16 protein-coding genes are annotated in these 16,801 nt (G+C 59.5%); 8 read left to right on the plus strand and 8 right to left on the minus strand.

Translation table 11 applies throughout. From position 1 onward, the window contains the following. Positions 1-112 precede the first annotated feature (112 nt). From ASD36_RS24875 to ASD36_RS24905, 7 genes are all read left to right on the plus strand, one after another. Positions 113-1,639, plus strand: a complete 1,527-nt coding sequence (locus ASD36_RS24875; protein WP_162246335.1) for a trimethylamine methyltransferase family protein — start codon at positions 113-115, stop codon at positions 1,637-1,639. Next, positions 1,636-2,853 carry a Xaa-Pro peptidase family protein gene (locus ASD36_RS24880; protein ID WP_112834753.1) on the plus strand — a complete coding sequence of 406 codons (1,218 nt, stop codon included), beginning with the start codon at positions 1,636-1,638 and terminating at the stop codon, positions 2,851-2,853. Before ASD36_RS24875 ends, ASD36_RS24880 begins: the two co-directional genes overlap by 4 nt. Positions 2,854-2,906: 53 nt before the next feature. After that, the gene (locus ASD36_RS24885) at positions 2,907-3,110 is read left to right on the plus strand and encodes a hypothetical protein (protein ID WP_060502424.1); all 204 of its coding nucleotides are present in this window, start codon (positions 2,907-2,909) and stop codon (positions 3,108-3,110) included. A 146-nt stretch (positions 3,111-3,256) separates the two neighbouring features. After that, positions 3,257-3,964: a B12-binding domain-containing protein gene (locus ASD36_RS24890; RefSeq protein WP_060502425.1), complete on the plus strand. Its 708-nt coding sequence runs from the start codon at positions 3,257-3,259 to the stop codon at positions 3,962-3,964. A 49-nt stretch (positions 3,965-4,013) separates the two neighbouring features. Beyond that, positions 4,014-5,294, plus strand: a complete 1,281-nt coding sequence (locus ASD36_RS24895) for a flavin-dependent oxidoreductase (RefSeq protein ID WP_060502426.1) — start codon at positions 4,014-4,016, stop codon at positions 5,292-5,294. A gap of 20 nt (positions 5,295-5,314) precedes the next feature. Then, positions 5,315-6,229 (plus strand): formyltetrahydrofolate deformylase, encoded by a 915-nt coding sequence (gene purU, locus ASD36_RS24900; RefSeq protein WP_060502427.1) that lies wholly within the window; start codon positions 5,315-5,317, stop codon positions 6,227-6,229. Positions 6,230-6,264: 35 nt separating this feature from the next. Continuing rightward, positions 6,265-6,564 carry a DUF2218 domain-containing protein gene (locus ASD36_RS24905; RefSeq protein WP_060502428.1) on the plus strand — a complete coding sequence of 100 codons (300 nt, stop codon included), beginning with the start codon at positions 6,265-6,267 and terminating at the stop codon, positions 6,562-6,564. 85 nt (positions 6,565-6,649) lie between these two features. On the opposite strand, the gene ASD36_RS24910 is transcribed toward ASD36_RS24905, so the two are convergent. The 8 genes from ASD36_RS24910 to ASD36_RS24945 form a co-directional block, all read right to left on the minus strand. Further along, complete coding sequence (locus ASD36_RS24910; protein WP_082511982.1) at positions 6,650-7,963, minus strand: ROK family transcriptional regulator; 1,314 nt, start codon at positions 7,961-7,963, stop codon at positions 6,650-6,652. Positions 7,964-7,974: 11 nt separating this feature from the next. Continuing rightward, on the minus strand, positions 7,975-9,108 hold the full coding sequence (gene ugpC / locus ASD36_RS24915; RefSeq protein ID WP_060502429.1) for a sn-glycerol-3-phosphate ABC transporter ATP-binding protein UgpC: 1,134 nt from the start codon (positions 9,106-9,108) through the stop codon (positions 7,975-7,977). A gap of 30 nt (positions 9,109-9,138) precedes the next feature. Further along, positions 9,139-9,966, minus strand: coding sequence for a carbohydrate ABC transporter permease (locus tag ASD36_RS24920; RefSeq protein WP_112834752.1), 828 nt, complete (start codon positions 9,964-9,966; stop codon positions 9,139-9,141). A gap of 2 nt (positions 9,967-9,968) precedes the next feature. Further along, the gene (locus ASD36_RS24925) at positions 9,969-10,868 is read right to left on the minus strand and encodes a sugar ABC transporter permease (RefSeq protein WP_347360142.1); all 900 of its coding nucleotides are present in this window, start codon (positions 10,866-10,868) and stop codon (positions 9,969-9,971) included. Beyond that, a complete protein-coding gene (locus tag ASD36_RS24930) occupies positions 10,865-11,854 on the minus strand; it encodes an ROK family protein (RefSeq protein ID WP_060502431.1) in 990 nt (329 codons plus the stop codon). The genes ASD36_RS24925 and ASD36_RS24930 overlap by 4 nt, the downstream gene beginning before the upstream one ends. Beyond that, a complete protein-coding gene (locus ASD36_RS24935) occupies positions 11,851-12,645 on the minus strand; it encodes a 6-phosphogluconolactonase (protein WP_060502432.1) in 795 nt (264 codons plus the stop codon). The genes ASD36_RS24930 and ASD36_RS24935 overlap by 4 nt, the downstream gene beginning before the upstream one ends. 62 nt (positions 12,646-12,707) lie before the next feature. Next, on the minus strand, positions 12,708-13,580 hold the full coding sequence (locus ASD36_RS24940; RefSeq protein ID WP_060502453.1) for a sugar phosphate isomerase/epimerase: 873 nt from the start codon (positions 13,578-13,580) through the stop codon (positions 12,708-12,710). Positions 13,581-13,655: 75 nt separating this feature from the next. Further along, on the minus strand, positions 13,656-14,933 hold the full coding sequence (locus ASD36_RS24945; protein WP_060502433.1) for an ABC transporter substrate-binding protein: 1,278 nt from the start codon (positions 14,931-14,933) through the stop codon (positions 13,656-13,658). A 200-nt stretch (positions 14,934-15,133) separates the two neighbouring features. Here ASD36_RS24945 and ASD36_RS24950 point away from each other — a divergent pair, with 200 nt between their 5' ends. Beyond that, a complete protein-coding gene (locus ASD36_RS24950) occupies positions 15,134-16,222 on the plus strand; it encodes a Gfo/Idh/MocA family oxidoreductase (protein WP_060502434.1) in 1,089 nt (362 codons plus the stop codon). Positions 16,223-16,801: the final 579 nt, after the last annotated feature.

A 16,801-nucleotide genomic window follows, 5' to 3' on the forward strand; every position in this document is an offset into this window, starting at 1 on the left:
TCGCTCGCATCAGGCGGTATAAATTTGGACTATCGATCTCCCCGGCGCTCACACAGGAATAGTCCGGCAAATGCGGGCAAACGCATCCATCGGATTTCTAGCGGAGCAAATCATGAGCACTCCAGGGACACGGCGCGGGGGCGCCGCAAATCGCCGTGAGGCGCAGGCTCGCAAGGGCGCAGTTCAGCGGGCGGAGCTTATCAACCAGTTGCCCGCCTATTCCATCATGGACGAGGATGGCCTCGAACAAGTACTGGGCATGGCATTTAGGATTCTGGAAACAATCGGCATCGAATTCCGCCATCCGGAGGCGCCAGCCCGCTGGCAGTCCGCCGGCGCACAGGTTGACGGGGCACGTGTGCGCATCAAGCGCGACCTGATCATGAAGCTGATCTCAACGGCTCCATCCGAGATCCGTTTCAACGCCCGCAACCCCGAGCGCTCAATCACGCTTGGTGGCGCCCGGACAGTCTTCAGCGGGGCCTATGGCGCGCCACACGTTCTCGATTTCGACGACGTTCGCAAGACCAGCACGCGCGAGCACCTGCAGAACTTCACCAAGCTGGCGCATACGGCCAAGACGATCCAGATCAACGGCGGCGTGCTTGCTGAGCCCCAGGATGTCGATGTTCGGCTGCGTCACTTCGAGCTTGTCGGACAGACAATCCTGCTGTCGGACAAACCCTATATGGGCGCCGTGACATCGCGGACGGCGGCGAAGGACACCATTGCGCTGTCGCAGCTTGTGTTCGGTGAGGAATTTGTCGATCAGAACATGGTTGTCGGCTCGCTGGTCAACTGCAACACCCCGCTTGTCTGGGATGAGGCGATGATCAACGCGCTCGAAATCTATTCGCGCGCCAACCAGACGGTCATCTGTACACCGTTCGTCATGGGCGGCGCCAGTTCGCCCGTCAGCACCATCGGCGCTTGCGCTCTTATCATCGCCGAAGCCCTCAGCGGCATCGCCTATACGCAAATCATCCGCAAGGGTGCGCCAGCGATGTTTGGCTGCGTGGCACAGACGATCTCGATGAAATCGGGCGCGCCACTGACCGGCAGCCCCGAACCGATCGCCATGAACCTGATCGTTGGCCAAGTCATCCGCAAACTCGGCCTGGTATGGCGGGCGAGCGGGCTCTGGACCACAGCCAAGACGCCAGATCTGCAGGCCGGTTATGAATCGATCATGTCGACATGGGGTTACATGTTGGCGCATGCGAACTGGATTATCCACGCCGCCGGTATCGTCGAAGGCGGCCTTGCCATCAGCTATTCCAAATTTGTCCACGACGTCGAGCAGATCGATATCTTCTACGAGGCCTTCCTTCGTCCGAGAATGGATGACCTCGAGGAAGTCTTCGAAACCTTGGTGAAGGTCGGCCCGGGCGGGCATTTTCTGGGCGAAGCGCATACGCGCAAGAATTCCTTCTACATACCCGAGCTCTCGGATGCCAACAGCTACGAGCAATGGCGTGACGAGGGGCGGCTTGACGCTCATCAGGTCGGCCTCGCCAAGGCGCGCCGCATGATCGACGAATACGAAGCACCGGCGATCGACGAGGGGCTGCGGCAGACGATCGGTGACTTTATTGCCTCCCGCTCAAAAGCCATCACCGGTGGGGAGTTCGAACAATGAATATGGCCGGAACCTTTACCGCGGGTACTGAAACCGGATGGAGCCTGACGGCTCTTCGCAAGTACCGGCTGGCGCGAATGCGCGAACAGATGGCCATCCACGACGTCGCCGGCATTGTCCTGTTTGATTCCGTGAACCTGCGCTATGCGACCGACACGACCAACATGCAGGTCTGGGGCCATCACAATCCGGTTCGATACGCCTTCATCGCGACCTCCGGCCCGGTCATCATCTTCGACGCGACGACCATGCTGCATCTCTACGATGGCTTCGATCTCGTCGACGAGTTGAGCCCCTGCATTCCATGGACCTACTTCACGGCAGGACCACGCTTCGAGGAAAATGCGAAGGCCTGGTCGAAGAGCATTGCCGCGCTCGTCCGCGAGCACGGTGGCGGCAACTGCCGCCTTGCCGTCGACAGGATCAATCCGTTCGGCGTGTGGGGGCTCGAGCAAGAGGGCGTCAAGGTCATCGAGGGGCAGGGCATCATGGAGCATGCCCGCGTCATCAAGTCTGCCGACGAACTCGGCGCCATCCGCTGCGCAATCAGCACCGCAGAAGCCGGCATGGAAAGCATGCGCCAAGGGCTGGAGCCCGGCCTGATGGAGCGGGAAGTCTGGTCGATCCTCCACAAGCGCAACATCGAACTCGGTGGCGAGTGGCTGGAGGGCGCACTCTTCGCGTCCGGTCCGCGCACCAATCCCTGGTTCAAGGAGGCAAGCGATCGGCGTATCGAGAATGGCGACATCGTCGCCTTCGATACGGATCTGATCGGAAACTACGGCTATTGCGCCGATATTTCCCGCACCTGGATCTGTGGTGACGCCAAACCCACCGTCGAACAGCAGGATCTGTTTGACATCGCGGTGGAGCATCTCGACCGGAACATGTCGATGGTGAAAGCCGGCCTGACATTCAGGGAGTTTGCCGAACGGTCGGAAAACCTGCCGGAGCGGTTCCGCCGCCAGCAATATGTTTGTGCCGCCCATGGCATCGGCATGTGCGATGAGTATCCCCAAATCCTTTACTGGCGCGATTATGAGAACTTCGGTTTCGACGGTGTCCTGGAGACAGGGATGACGATCTGTGTCGAAAGCTATGTTGGCGAGTTTGGCGGCAAACAGGGCGTCAAGATCGAACAGCAGATACTGGTGACCGACGATGGCTACGACCTGCTCTCCAAATATCCGCTTGATCTGCTGAATTCGCGCTAAGCCGCACGCGCAAGCCGGCGCCTCGGCCCCCATCGGCTCAGAAGGAGGAGACTATGTGCATTTTCATGATTGATGCGCTTGCCGATGATGCCTGCCCCGGCGGGGCTGCAGCATTTTCCGGCAAAATACCGAAATGCAACCGAGCCTGCGGTTCTGCAAAGTGCCGCAAGTCCGGCGGCGCGATCTTACCCATCGTCGCTGTCACCGCGACCGGGTTGGCGGCTGACCTCAACAGGACCACGCCTGACGCCGAGTGATCCCCCGCCGGCTGCCTGAAGCAAAACGCATGCGCATATTTGCTTTGCCGGCACCGGATCAATGGTCTCATTCGGGACTTCTGAAATGACAAGGCTGCAGGCTAATCGTTTGCACATCTTGAGGACACGTAAAAGCAGGGGTTGGAATGAGCACGCAAACCGATGAGATTATCCTTTCAGAGCTTGATGACGACGCCCTGACCGATCAGATGCATGCAGACATGTACGATGGCCTTGCCGATGAAATCGCCGAGGGAACCCGCATTTTACTTGGCCGCGGCTGGTCTCCGACCGAAGTGCTGGAAAAAGCCCTGGTCGAGGGAATGCGGATCGTCGGCATGGACTTCCGCGATGGCATTCTTTTCGTTCCGGAAGTGCTGCTCTCGGCAAACGCGATGAAGGCCGGGATGAACATCCTCAAGCCGCTTCTGGCAAACACCGGTGCCAAGCCCATCGGGAAAGCCGTCATCGGCACGGTCAAGGGCGATATTCACGATATCGGGAAAAACCTCGTCATCATGATGTGGGAGGGTGCTGGCCTCGAAGTGATCGATCTTGGCATCAACATCGATGTCGATGTCTACATCGGCGCGCTCCAGGAACACCAGCCAGACATTCTCGGCATGTCGGCGCTGCTCACCACGACCATGCCTTACATGAAGATCGTCGTCGACACGTTGAAAGAGCGCGGGCTGCGCGAGGACTACATTGTCCTCGTCGGCGGCGCGCCACTCAACGAGGAATTTGCCGCCGCAGTCGGGGCTGACGCCTATTGCCGCGATGCAGCCGCCGCAGTCGAAACCGCTAAGCACCATCTTGCCAGGAAATATCGCCGCAACAGTATCGACGCATGACATTCGAGCCGGCCTGCTGCTCAGGCCTTGGGGCTAGGGAAACAAGACAATGACAAAAATTCTGATCGTCGGCGCCGGCATCGCCGGACTGACCGCCGCCCTGAGGCTTCACGCCTTGGGTATCGACGTCGAACTGTTCGAAGCCGCGCATGAGGTCCGCGAGCTGGGTGTAGGCATCAACCTGCAGCCCAATGCAGTCAAGGAACTCACCAATCTCGGTCTCCTGGGCAAGCTTTCGGAGATCGGTTCCTCGATGGAGGAACTCCGCTATCACAACAAGCACGGGCAGGAAATCTGGAGCGAACCGCGTGGATTGAAAGCCGGCTATCTGTGGCCACAATTCGGCATCAGCCGCGGGCGCTTTCAAGGTCTTTTGCTCAAGGCCGTCAAGGAGCGCCTTGGTGAAGACGCCGTCAGGACAGGGCACTACTTCCATAGGCTGGAGCAGACGGGCGATCTCGTCACCGCCGAATTCCGGGAGAGCCGGGATGGCAAGCCGGTCGGCACCTATACCGGCGACATCCTGATTGCCGCCGATGGAATTCATTCCGCCGTTCGCCGTTTCTTCTATCCGCAGGAGGCCGCGCCGCGTTTTGCCGGGCAAATCATGTGGCGGGGTGTCACGGATGCCAAGACCTTCCTGGATAACCACACGATGTTCATGGCCGGACATCGCCAGCAGAAGGTGGTTTTCTATCCGATGGCTGGACCTCTGACCCATCCGGACAGCACGCAGATCAATTTCGTCGCTGAAGATTCAGTCGATCCCAACAAGCCGATGCCTCAAGAGGAATGGAACCGCGTCTGCACGATCGACGAGGTCGCTCCCCGTTTTGAGAAATGGGCCTATGACTGGTGCGATGTGCCCGGCATCATTCGCAACGCCAAGCAACTCTATGTCTTTCCCAAAGTCGACCGGGATCGCATCCCGAAATGGACTTTCGGGCGGGTCACCATGATCGGCGATGCCGCCCATGCCATGCATCCGGCCGGCTCCAGCGGCGCCTCCCAGGCGATCGTCGATGTGCGGGCGCTGGCACTTGCCTTCAAGACACAGCGCGACGCTGTAGCGGCCATCGACTTCTACGAGAAACTGCGGCTTGAGGAAGTCTATTCCCTGGTCAAGCTCAACCGCGAAAAAATGGGCCCGGAATGGGTCATGGTTCTCGCCGAGCAGTTAGCCCCCGGCGGCTTCAAGCATATCCATGACGTTATCCCGAAAGAAGACCTCAACCGGATCGCTGACGACTACAAGAAAGCCGCCGGTTTCTATCCCGCACAGGTCAACGCGCTAGATCCGTTGGTCGATATCGATCCGAGACTTTTGTAAGCACCACGGAGTTCATGAGAATGTGCTATGACACTGCCGTTATTCACGGCGCCAGTTGCGTTCAGGACGACAATCGGACCTGCTCGTATGTCTTGACCACTTCCAGCCCCAACACGCGCGGCATCGTTGCGGGCTTTACCACCCTGCTATCCGAAATCGGCGCCGACATCACCGAGGCACATCAATATGGTGATATCGATACCGACCGTTTCTTCATGCGGCTGGTCTTCAGCTATTCAGGCACGGCCGACGATTTCCGCAAGCTCGAGGAACGGCTTCAGGCCGTTGCGATGAGGGTAGGGGCCACCATCAGCCTGAAAACCGCCGATGCCCGGGCCCGGGTTTTGATCATGGTCTCCAGGTTCGATCATTGCCTGCTCGACCTCCTTTACCGGTTGCGCGTGCGGGAATTTCCAGCCGAGATTGTCGGCGTTGTCTCCAATTATCCGAAGGAAGATTTCGCCAATATAGATCTGCGGGGCATGCCGTTCCATTATCTGCCCGTAACCGCCGCAACAAAGGCGAAACAGGAGCAGAAACTGCTCGACATCGTCCAGCAGAGCGCCGTCGATCTGGTGGTTCTTGCCCGCTACATGCAGGTCCTGTCGGATGACGCGGCGAAAGCATTGTCTGGTCGGTGCATCAATATCCATCATTCCTTTCTGCCCGGTTTCAAGGGCGCACGGCCTTACCAGCAGGCCAAGGAACGGGGTGTCAAGATCATCGGAGCGACGGCCCATTATGTCACCGGCGACTTGGACGAAGGGCCGATCATCGAACAGGATGTCGAGCGCATTAGCCATCTCGATTCCCTTGATGACATCGTCCGCAAGGGCCGCGATATCGAACGCAGGGTTTTGGCAGGCGCCGTCAGGAATCATCTGGAAGGCCGGGTCTTCATCAACGGCAAGACGACCGTCGTCCTGCACAACTAAGATTGCAGCGCGCCCAGAACCGGGAGAGGAAACCCATGCCAAACGCGACAGTCTCGATCCAGACGGCGCAAGCCACACGCTATTGCGCCCAGCTTCTGAGCCACTGGAAACATCACGGCCCGGTCGTCAATGAAACGGCGGCCGGCGTCGTGATGGCGTTTGGGCAGACAAGCTATACGATCGAGCCGAATACGGACGCGCTGACAATCACCATTGCGGCAGCAGACGTTACTTCCCTGAGCAAGGGCAAGGCGGCCATAGAAGAGCACATCAATCGGTTCGGTTTTCGCGAATCGTCATCGTTTGTGTGGGACTGGCGACAGCCGGAGGCCTGACGATCCCGCCCGTGGTCAATCAAGCACCGCCACTTGCCCTGATCCGGCCAGCCACCAGCAACCGGCGGGGTTCAACGGCTCCCCGTTAACTTCTTTTCGGCTGCTCGAAGGGGCGCTGATCGTCACCGATCTGGCGGATATAGAGATGGCGAAAATTCGGGTTGGTGTTGACGAAGATCGGCAGGCTGGCGGCGCCGATAACCGGCGCGTCATCGGTCAGTTCACCGACGACGAGCCGCGGCGAACGGCGGTCCTTGCGTTCGCTCAAGGAGCGGTACAGCGGATAGGCCCGCTCGACCAGCGCCGTGATAATCGACGGCGGTAGCGACCCGCCGACCGTAATGAACTCCGGATCGATGGTGCCTTCGAGAATAGCCGCCAGAAAACGCAGGCAAAGTCCCGCCTCCTCCATCCAGGCGGAAAGCTGCGGATCGCGGCGGGCATGGATATCAGCAAGGATTGACAGGTCGGCGACCGCTGCATCGGCATCTTCGATGCTCCATTCGAGCGCCGACGCAATACCGTTCAGCGACAGGATGGCATCGATAATCGGCGGTGCGCCATTGTCGCGCATGCGTTTCGGTTGAAATGGCAAGAGCCCGAGTTCGCCGGCGTTCCCCCATGCACCCTTCAAGGGCATGCCATCGACAATCATGCCGGCGCCGACGCCGTATCCGATATACAGATGGGCGAAGTTGCGCTTGTCCTTGTCGCGGCGGGCAAAATGCTCGCCGATCGCCGCGGCCGTCGCGTCGTTCTCGACAAGCACGGTCAAACCGCACAACTCCTGCAGACGCTGGGCGACGGGGACGCTGGCCCAGGCGTCCCATCCCGGCTGCTTGGTGGCAAAATCGTAGATGTCATCGTCCAGCGTGGGAAGCACCAGGCCGATGCTCCAGATTTTTTCCCGCGGGACATCTGCCTCGGCGATGAGGTCTTCGGTCAGGCTGGCAATGTGCTTGAGCGTTGGTTCCGGCTCGCGCGTATCGCCCGTCCAGGTTTTCCGGCCGATGACTTCCAGCAGAAGATTGCACACGACCATGACGACGCGGTTGCGGTCGAGATGAATGCCGATGGAGAATCCGGCAACAGGGTTCGGACCGAGATAAATCTGCGGCTGGCCGCGCTGGCCCTGCGAACGCCCGGTTTCGATGATGAACTCCTGGTCCAGCAACTCCCGGGTAATCCCGGAAACAGTCTGCGGCGTCAGCCCGACGCGCTTGGCAATGTCAATGCGGCTGAGCGGGCCGGACTGGTGCAGCGCCTCGAAGATGAGCCGCCGGTTGAAGATGCGGGAATGCTCGAGATTGGTGCCGGTGACATCGGGCAGCCTCTGCCGCCCCTCGGCGAGCCTGGTCAGCTTGGGCGCTCCCGCCCGTGTCTTTGGCGTATCAGTCATTCCGTTTCCATTCAGCGTGCCCGGAATTCCTGGCCGAGGATGCCGTAAGCCGGGCCAGAGCGGCGCCCGAGCATGGCTTGTCCGGCAGCATCGAAAAGGTGAACCGCGGCGGCCGGGGCGTCGGCCACGAAGCGATCTCCGGCCGTGCAGAAAATATCGCCGGGATAACGCACGGTTATCATCTGCCCATCGGCGAGTCGCAGATAGACGATGCTGGTTTCGCCGAGATGTTCCACGAGGTCAACAGTCCCCTCGATCTTCACCGATGGGCCATCGCCGGGGATCCAGTGTTCCGGCCGGATGCCGACGGTGACTGTTGCGCCGGGGGCAACCGGTGCTCCCGAATAAGGAAGGCTGATGTGCTGCTCACCCACAGACAGCTTCATATTACCATCCGCAACAGCACTCACGCGCGCCTCCATCAGGTTCATCGCGGGTGATCCGATGAAGCCGGCGACAAACAGGTTGGCGGGGGCGTGATAGAGGTCGAGCGGCGTTCCGACCTGCTCGATGCGGCCGGCATTGAGCACGACGATCTTGTCCGCCAATGTCATCGCCTCAACCTGATCGTGCGTCACATAGATCATCGTCGCGCCCAGTTCACGGTGGAGCTTGGCGATCTCGATGCGGGTGTTGACGCGCAGTGCTGCGTCGAGGTTGGACAGGGGTTCGTCAAACAGGAAGGCTTTCGGCTGGCGCACGATGGCGCGGCCGATGGCAACGCGCTGGCGCTGGCCACCGGACAGTGCGCCGGGCTTGCGGTCGAGAACCGCGTCGAGCTTCAGGATCGAGGCTGCCTTGCGGACACGCCGGTCGATCTCGTCTTTCGGGATTTTTGCGAATTTCAGGCCGAACGCCATGTTGGTATAGACATCCATATGCGGATAAAGCGCATAGGACTGGAACACCATGGCGATCTGCCGTTCAGCCGGAGGAACGTGGTTGACGATCTCGCCCCCGATGCGGATGTCACCGCCGCTGATATCCTCAAGGCCAGCGATGGCGCGCAGCAGCGTCGACTTTCCGCAACCTGACGGGCCGACAAACACGACAAATTCACCGTCTTCAATCTTGAGATCGATCCCGTGCAATACATTGAGGGCGCCGAAGGCTTTGCGCACGTTGGAAAGGGACAGGTCAGCCATCGATTTTTCTTTCTTTGATAGCAAGGCTCATCATTTCACGGCACCCGCGGTGAGGCCGGAGACGATACGGCGCTGGAAGATCAGCACGAGCAGGATCAGGGGGACGGTAACGATGACGGAAGCGGCCATGATCGTGCCGAACGGCAATTCGAAGCGGCTCGATCCGGAAATCAGCGCCAGGCCAACCGGAACCGTACGAACCGTATCGCTGAGCGTGAACGTCAGCGCGAACAGGAATTCGTTCCAGGATGCAATGAAGGCAAGCAGGCCGGTGCTGGCAAGCGCGGGCGCAAGCAGCGGGAAATAGATCTGCCAGATCATCGCCCAGGTCGAGCATCCATCCATGCGGGCTGCGTCTTCCAGTTCAGCCGGAATCTGGCGGATGAAACTGGTCATCACCCAAACCGTAAACGGCAGGCTGAAGATCATGTAGGAAAGGACGAGGCTACCGAGGCTGTTATAAAGCCCGAGCCAGCGGATCGTGCCGAACAGGCCGGACAGCACGACGATCTGCGGAAACATCGACGCGCCGAGAATACCGGCCAAAACGATGCCGCGCCCCCGAAACTTCATCTTGCCAAGCGCGTAGGCCGAGGTGATGGCGAAGATCAGCGACAGCGTCACGACGCTGACAGCGACGATCGCCGAGTTGAGGATGTTGCGCAGAAAGTTGCCGTTGGTCAGCAGGTCGCGGTAGTTGGTCAGGTCGATTGCCGGAAAGAAATCAACCGAGAACAGTGCCGCACCCGACTTGAACGATGAGACGATCGCCCAATAGAAGGGAAAGATCGTATAGAACACGACGACGATCTTGAGCAGTGTCAGCGCGACGGTTTTGGCAAGGCGTTTCATAGTCATCCTCACTCGCTGATCAGCCGGATCTTGGTGATCTGGATATAGATGGCGGCCACCAGTGAAATCATCAGGAACACCAGCATTGCCACGGCCGAGCCGTAGCCGACGTCCTGGAAATCGACCAGTTGCTGGCGGGCGTAGATCGAGATCGTCGCGGTTTCGCGGCTCTTGGAACTGAGCACATAGGCAAGGTCGAACATCCGCACGGCATCCAGCAGGCGAAACAGAATGGCGACGGCAAGGGTCGGCCAAAGCAGGGGCAGGGTGATGTAAAAGAACTGCGCCCAGCCGGGAGCGCCATCGACCTTCGCCGCTTCATAGAGATCGCGGGGAATGATCTGCAGGCCAGCAAGGATCAAGAGCACCATGAACGGCGTGGTCTGCCAGACATCGACGGCGATGATCGCGGCCATCGCCGTGCCGGCACCCGCCGTCCAGGCAATGCCGTGGCTGATGAAGCCGAGCTTGATCAAGAGCGCGTTGACAACACCATACTGGTCATGCAGCATCCATTGCCACATCTGTGCAGAGACGACAGTCGGGATCGCCCACGGGATCAGCATGACAGCGCGCAGCGCTCCGCGGCCCTTGATCTGGCTGTCGATCAGAAGCGCGATCGCAACACCGGCCAGCGTTTCCAGCGTTACCGAAATCACCGCGAAGAAGGCGGTGTTTCGAACGGCATGCCACCAGTCGCCATCCTTCATTAGCGCCAGATAATTGCCAAACCCGATAAACCGCGGCAAATCGCCATCATCGAGCGAGGCGTGCATGAAGGAGAGATACGCGGTGCGCGCCAAAGGCCAGGCTGTAACCGTGGCAAGCACGATCAGCATCGGAGCCAGCAGCAGCCAGGGTTCGATGCGCTTTACCCAGTTGGATTGAGGTGCCGTCTCAGCCATCATGCACCAACCTTGATTGTTTGCCGGCGATTGCCGAGCGGTTTTGCAAGAGCAGCACCGACCACGCCGGCGCCTTCGCCAAGGGATGCAAGCTTGAGCGGAATGGACCGGCAGCGGGCGGCCCAGATGTTCTCGCGCATGTACTGCTCCAGCTTTTCACGATAGCGCCCGGTCGAGCAGCCCAGCCCGCCACCGAGAACAACCGCCTCGGGATCGACCATGTTGATCATCTGCGCCAGCAGCCGGCCGGTTACCTCTCCGGCCTCATCGAGGATACGAGTACAGAGGGAATCCCCCTCGGCACTCATGGCTTCCAGTGTGCGAACACCGTCTTCCGGAGGCTTCCCGGCGCGCCGGACAAACGAGCGCTGCATACCTTTGCCCGACGCGAAATCTTCGGCATTGGCAATCGTCAGTGCGGTATCGTCTTCCCTTGGAAGCGCAAGCACTGAACTGGCGAAGTGAATGGCAAAACCGTTGGCCCCGGCCCACGGCCGGCCATTGATCACGAGCGAATAGCTGATGCCTGTGCCCAGCGATATGTAGACGAAGCTCTGGTGGGACTGGCCCGCGCCGAAGCGGGCTTCCGCATGGGCCGCCGCACGCACGTCGCTGTCAGCCATCGTCGGAATGCCAAGCAGGCTTTCGATTTCCGCGCCAATGGTTTCAATCGAGAAATTCCAGTCGCTGCAGACGCGTCCCTCAAGATCGACCAGTTCCGGCACGGCAATCCCGATCGACAGCGGAAACCGGCCCTCAGCCTTGGCGAGCGCGATGATGTCTGAAGCGATCTCCGCAACTGCGCGGATGATCGCGATTGGACCTTCGGAGACCGGGGTTGGGCGGCGCCGGAAATGGGTCATTGCACCCGATTGGATATCGACCAGACCAGCTGCGATCTTGGTGCCGCCGAGGTCGATGCCGATCCGATAGTCGCCGCTTTCCATCGTTGCGGCCGCAGATTGCAAGGGTGTGCCAGCGCCTGTCATGCCTGAGCCGCCGCGGCGGTATCAAGCAGAATCCGAACCTGCTTGCAGCGATGAACGATGGTGGCCGGCCATTGTGGATCGAAACTTTCGCTCTCTGTCAGACGTTTGGCAGCGCCCTGCTTATGCGAACCATGAATGATCATGGCGACCGATTTCGACAGGTTGGCGATCGTGCCGAGACCAACGGTCAGGCCATGATGCGGCACGGCATCCAGCGACGGGAAGTCGGGGAAGGTGCCAAGATTGTCGCGGCGCGTCTCTTCGGCGAGCTTGACGATACAGCTTGGACCATCGGCCGGGCTACCCGGCGGATTGAAGGCGACATGGCCATCCGTTGCACCGGAGGCGAGAATGAACAAGTCGACACCGCCAGCTGCCTTGATCCGCTCATCGTAGGCACCGGGATTCGTCGCATCCGGAAACCAGACATGCTCTTTCGAAACCTGGTGTGCTGGCTCGATGGCGGCGTTCAACCGCTGGCGGATTTCTTGTTCGGCGAAGCGGCGGCAGCTGTTGTGCGCATCCGGCGGGCAAAGGCCAAGACCGTCTTCGCCACCGCCGAGATATTCGTCCATCATTACCAGAACGAGATTGGAGAGATCGAGATTACCGGCCGCAGCCTTTTCCGCCATCGCGTCATAAACGGGCTTTGGCGAACGGCCGCTCGGGCAGCCCAGCAGATATTGTTTGCCATTGGCGCGCGCGGTGGCAATGGCAGCCAGGATATCAGCGGCAAGCACGTCGCCGATTTCGGCCGGGGAGTTCAGGATTTCAGCGGAATGGGCGGGCAAGTCAATTCTCCGGTCGGGATCGAGTGCGGCCGGCGGCGATGCGCCGGCCGTGCGGTCTGGGCTTAGAGGCCGAGCGTCTTCAGGTAGTCGCGATTGTGCTTGGCGATCGGGTAGGGCTTTTCCGGCGGGCAGGGGTACATGTCCTGCTCGACAACGGCGAAACCATCGTAATTGCGGGCTTCAAGGAACTTCACCACCTCGGCGAAATCGATGGCGCCCTTGTCCAGTTCGCACATGACGCCCATCTGGAACGCGTCCATGAACGGGATGTTCTCGTCGGTGATGCGCTGGCGCAGCGCGCCATCCATGTTCTTGAAATGATAGTAGGGGATACGATCGGCATGCCGGGCCATGAAGGCGAGGGGATCAGCGCCCGTGTAGATATGATGACCCAGATCAAAGCACAGTCCGACATGATCCGGCTTGGTATCGGCCATCAGCCGCTCGATTTCGGCTTCGGTTTCGATGCAAGTGCCGACATGCGGATGGAAAACGAATTTCATTCCGTACTCTTCGACGACACGCTTTGCGGTAGTGCTGACGATGGCGATCATCTGCGCCCAGGCCTTGTCATCCAGCAAGCGGTCGCCAGGGGCGGCGTAGGATTCGGACTCGTCCATCAGGACGAACCATTCGGCACCTGCAGCTTTCAGCAGGCCGCAGATCGGCCCGACACGGGCAGCCAGGGTTTCAGCGGAATCGGCAAGCGACAGCGGATGAACAACGCCTGTGCCGCAGAGCTTGATATCGCGGCGGCCGAGTTCCGACAGCAGCGTTGCGGGATCGGTCGGCAGGTAACCCCAGGGGCCGAGCTCGGTGTAGCTATAACCGGCCTTCTGCACTTCATCGAGATAGCGCTCCCATCCGACCTGTTTTTCGTCCTTCGGATACCAGACACCCCAGGAGTCCGGTGCTGTCGCTATTTTGATCGTCATCGTCTTGTTACCTTGCATTTTGAAAAAGGCGGTTCGCGCCACAATCAGGTAGCGCGAACCTTGTTATCAGATGGATTACCAGCCGCCGCGTGACTTGAGACCGTCGAGCTTGGAGGCCAAGTCGTCGATCGCAGCGTCGGTGGCTGACGGGTCGGAAAGGCCGGAATGGAGATTGTTGGAAATCTCGGTCGAAACGCGCGGGTAATCGCTGCCGGTGATGCTGGTCGGCCGGGTGACGACATTTTCGAAGGCGGCCTTAGCGCTCGTCAAGAATGGGATCGCCTTCAGGATATCGGCATCGGAGAACAGCGACGAAATGCTCGGGATATAGGATCCCGCCAGAGCCCGGCGCTTCTCTTCCTTTTCGCCGGCAAGATAGGCGACGAGCGCTGCGGCTTCCTTCGGATGCGCCGAGTATTTCGAGACGCCGAGATAGGCTGCACCGTCGATGCCGACATGCTCGCCGTTTACGCCCTTGGGCAGGGGTGCCACGCCGACCTTGTCCTTGATGGCGCTGTCGGCGCCGTTGGCCAGCGACCAGGCATAAGCCCAGTTGCGCATGAACACGGCATCGCCATTCTGGAAGACACCGCGCGAGCCTTCTTCGTCATAGTTCAGCACACCTGCCGGCGAGATCGTGCCGACCCAGCCGGCCGCCGTCTTCAGCATGTCCTTGGCTTCGGGCGAGGCAATGGTGATCTTGCCTTCGGCATCGATAAACGTGCCGGCGCCGCTGCTTGCGAACCATTCGGTGGCATTGCAGACGAGACCCTCATAGGCCCGGCCCTGCCAGACGTAACCCCACATCTTGTCGTTGCCTGCCTTGCGCTCGCCGTCCTGAACCAACTGTGCTGTTGTCGTCAGGTCAGACCAGGTTTCCGGAACCTTGGCGCCGTATTTGTCGAGCAGGTCCTTGCGGTAGAACAGCAGGCCCGTATCCATGTACCACGGCATCGCGACAAACTTTCCACCGACCGTACCGGCGGCCACGGCCGATGGGAAATACTTGTCGACCGTGCCTGCAGGCATGGCTTCCGCCAGATCGAGCAGGTGGCTTTTCAGCGGCCCGACCCAGACGCCATCGAGGATCATCACGTCGACATCGGTCGACTGCGCCGACAGCAGCTGCTGATAGAGCGACAGAACATCGTCCCAGTTTGCCGGCATGGTGGTGATCTTCACCTCGTTGCCAGTTTCCTTGCCCCAGGCTTCGGAGCCTTCCTTGCAGAGCTGCAATTCGATGCCGGACGACGAGCAGAAGATGTTGATGGTTTCGGCCTGCGAGACGGCCGGGTAGGCGGCCGAAAGCCCGAGGGTGGCGATGCTGAATGCGAGAACTGCGCGAATGGACATGCTTTACTCCCCTTTTATTAAATCCAAATTATGGATCATAATATCCAGAAGTTTCCGTCTGTAAATGGAAAATTTCGACATGCGGGTGTAAAAATCGAATGTTCATTCCATTTTCGCGCTTGAGCAAGGGAGTGGCTTCCGGTATTTAAATTCACTATCCGAATTTAATTCGCGCAAAAAGCGCAACACAGGAGTGGAATATGCGATTGAGAGTTGGCCTGGTTGGGCTTGGAGAAGTGGCGCAGCTAATGCACATTCCAACGCTGCACAAGCTGCAGCAGCAATTCGAACTTGCCGCCGTGCACGATGTTTCGCCTTCGGTGCTGGCTGAGGTCGCCGATCACTGGAAGATCGCCAAGCGCTACGATACGGCTGATGCGCTGTTTGCCGATCCCGATATCGATGCCGTTCTGATCCTCAGCCCCGACCAGCATCATGGCGAGCAGGCGAGGGCTGCGCTTGCGGCCGGCAAGCACGTCTTCATCGAAAAGCCGGCCTGCCTGACGGCAGCGGATCTGGAGATGCTGGCCGCTGCCGAGGCAGCATCCGATCGCGTGGTGATGGTCGGCTACATGCGCCGTTTTGCGCCGGCCTTCATGGCGGCCAAGCAGGAGCTCGCAAATTTCGGACCGATCTCCTATGTCCGCGTCCGTGACGTAATCTGCGAAGGCCCCTGGTTCTTCAACCAGACCGACAAGGTCGTGACCCCGAAGGGCGACATTCCGGCCAAGCTGATCGATGAGAGCCGGGCGCTGCGCAAGGAAATGATGGATGCGATGTGTGGGGCAGACGCACCAGCCATCGTCAAGCGCGGCTATGAAGTCATGACCGGCCTGTGCTCGCATTCCCTGTCGGCCATGCGCGATCTGCTCGGCGGCTCGCCAAAGCGGGTGATCGGTGCACAGCTCTCGCAAAATGGCGAACAATTGACCGCGATGTTCGATTACGGCAGCTTCACTGCCATCTATGAATGCCTGATCGACGATATCGCCCGCTTCGATGCCGGCATCGAGGTCATGTCGAAGACCAAGCGCCTGCAGTTCCGCTACAACACGCCGTATCTGCGCAATCTGCCGATGACGCTGGAGGTGCAGGAGAGCACAGCCGACAGCAACCTCGTCCGCACGCTCGGACCGTTCCACAAGGACGCGTTCCAGATCGAACTCGAGGCCTTCCACGACACGATCGTCAGTGGCGCGCCCAATCGCACGCCGCCCTCGGACTCGCGTGAAGACATTGACCTGTTCTCGAAAATACTGTCGGTCGCCAAGACGACATTGGTTTCCTAACCTATCGATCGGCAATCAAAACCTGCAGTTAATGCTCCCTGCCTGAAAGGCGGGGAGCTTCAGCGCACCGAGCATCTGCCCAATACAGTTTACAAAGTACCTGGGTTCGAACGAACCCATTTCAACAGAACGCACTTTGCGCAAAGATAGCGCCCTATTTGGCGCTCCCACGGTCTTTGAGCTTTGCGGCCAGAGCGCTATCCTTCACACGAATATACCATAGACAGCCGCACCTCATCGGGTTCGAAGTCATCGGTTTGTGCGCCTTTCACCTTGGCCGCGTCGCGTGCGAATCGGCCGAATTTTCATGCCATCCCGGCATCACCTTGATCGTCCGCCGCGATGCTTCCTTGAAGAAACGGGAAGTTCCCAAAGAACTCCTGGGCCTTGTTGATATCTTCGTGTCTCATGGCTGGCGCTCGCCGGGCGTTGGCTTGTGGCGTTATCATTGCTGCTTGTTTTTCGTGCCGATTAACGCACGAAAGCCCGTGTCATTTCTGATCACGGGCTTTTGTTTTTTGTTTGGTTGCGGGGGCAGGATTTGAACCTGCGGCCTTCAGGTTATGAGCCTGACGAGCT

The sequence above is a fragment of the Rhizobium sp. Root1334 genome (assembly GCF_001426665.1).
GTDB lineage: Bacteria > Pseudomonadota > Alphaproteobacteria > Rhizobiales > Rhizobiaceae > Pararhizobium.

Coding starts and splice junctions, on each gene's coding strand:
- ASD36_RS24875 (WP_162246335.1), top strand. CDS start 113: ATGAGCACTCCAGGGACACGGCGCGGGGGCGCCGCAAATCGCCGTGAG.
- ASD36_RS24880 (WP_112834753.1), top strand. CDS start 1,636: ATGAATATGGCCGGAACCTTTACCGCGGGTACTGAAACCGGATGGAGC.
- ASD36_RS24885 (WP_060502424.1), top strand. CDS start 2,907: ATGTGCATTTTCATGATTGATGCGCTTGCCGATGATGCCTGCCCCGGC.
- ASD36_RS24890 (WP_060502425.1), top strand. CDS start 3,257: ATGAGCACGCAAACCGATGAGATTATCCTTTCAGAGCTTGATGACGAC.
- ASD36_RS24895 (WP_060502426.1), top strand. CDS start 4,014: ATGACAAAAATTCTGATCGTCGGCGCCGGCATCGCCGGACTGACCGCC.
- purU (WP_060502427.1), top strand. CDS start 5,315: ATGTGCTATGACACTGCCGTTATTCACGGCGCCAGTTGCGTTCAGGAC.
- ASD36_RS24905 (WP_060502428.1), top strand. CDS start 6,265: ATGCCAAACGCGACAGTCTCGATCCAGACGGCGCAAGCCACACGCTAT.
- ASD36_RS24910 (WP_082511982.1), bottom strand. CDS start 7,963: ATGACTGATACGCCAAAGACACGGGCGGGAGCGCCCAAGCTGACCAGG.
- ugpC (WP_060502429.1), bottom strand. CDS start 9,108: ATGGCTGACCTGTCCCTTTCCAACGTGCGCAAAGCCTTCGGCGCCCTC.
- ASD36_RS24920 (WP_112834752.1), bottom strand. CDS start 9,966: ATGACTATGAAACGCCTTGCCAAAACCGTCGCGCTGACACTGCTCAAG.
- ASD36_RS24925 (WP_347360142.1), bottom strand. CDS start 10,868: ATGATGGCTGAGACGGCACCTCAATCCAACTGGGTAAAGCGCATCGAA.
- ASD36_RS24930 (WP_060502431.1), bottom strand. CDS start 11,854: ATGACAGGCGCTGGCACACCCTTGCAATCTGCGGCCGCAACGATGGAA.
- ASD36_RS24940 (WP_060502453.1), bottom strand. CDS start 13,580: ATGACGATCAAAATAGCGACAGCACCGGACTCCTGGGGTGTCTGGTAT.
- ASD36_RS24945 (WP_060502433.1), bottom strand. CDS start 14,933: ATGTCCATTCGCGCAGTTCTCGCATTCAGCATCGCCACCCTCGGGCTT.
- ASD36_RS24950 (WP_060502434.1), top strand. CDS start 15,134: ATGCGATTGAGAGTTGGCCTGGTTGGGCTTGGAGAAGTGGCGCAGCTA.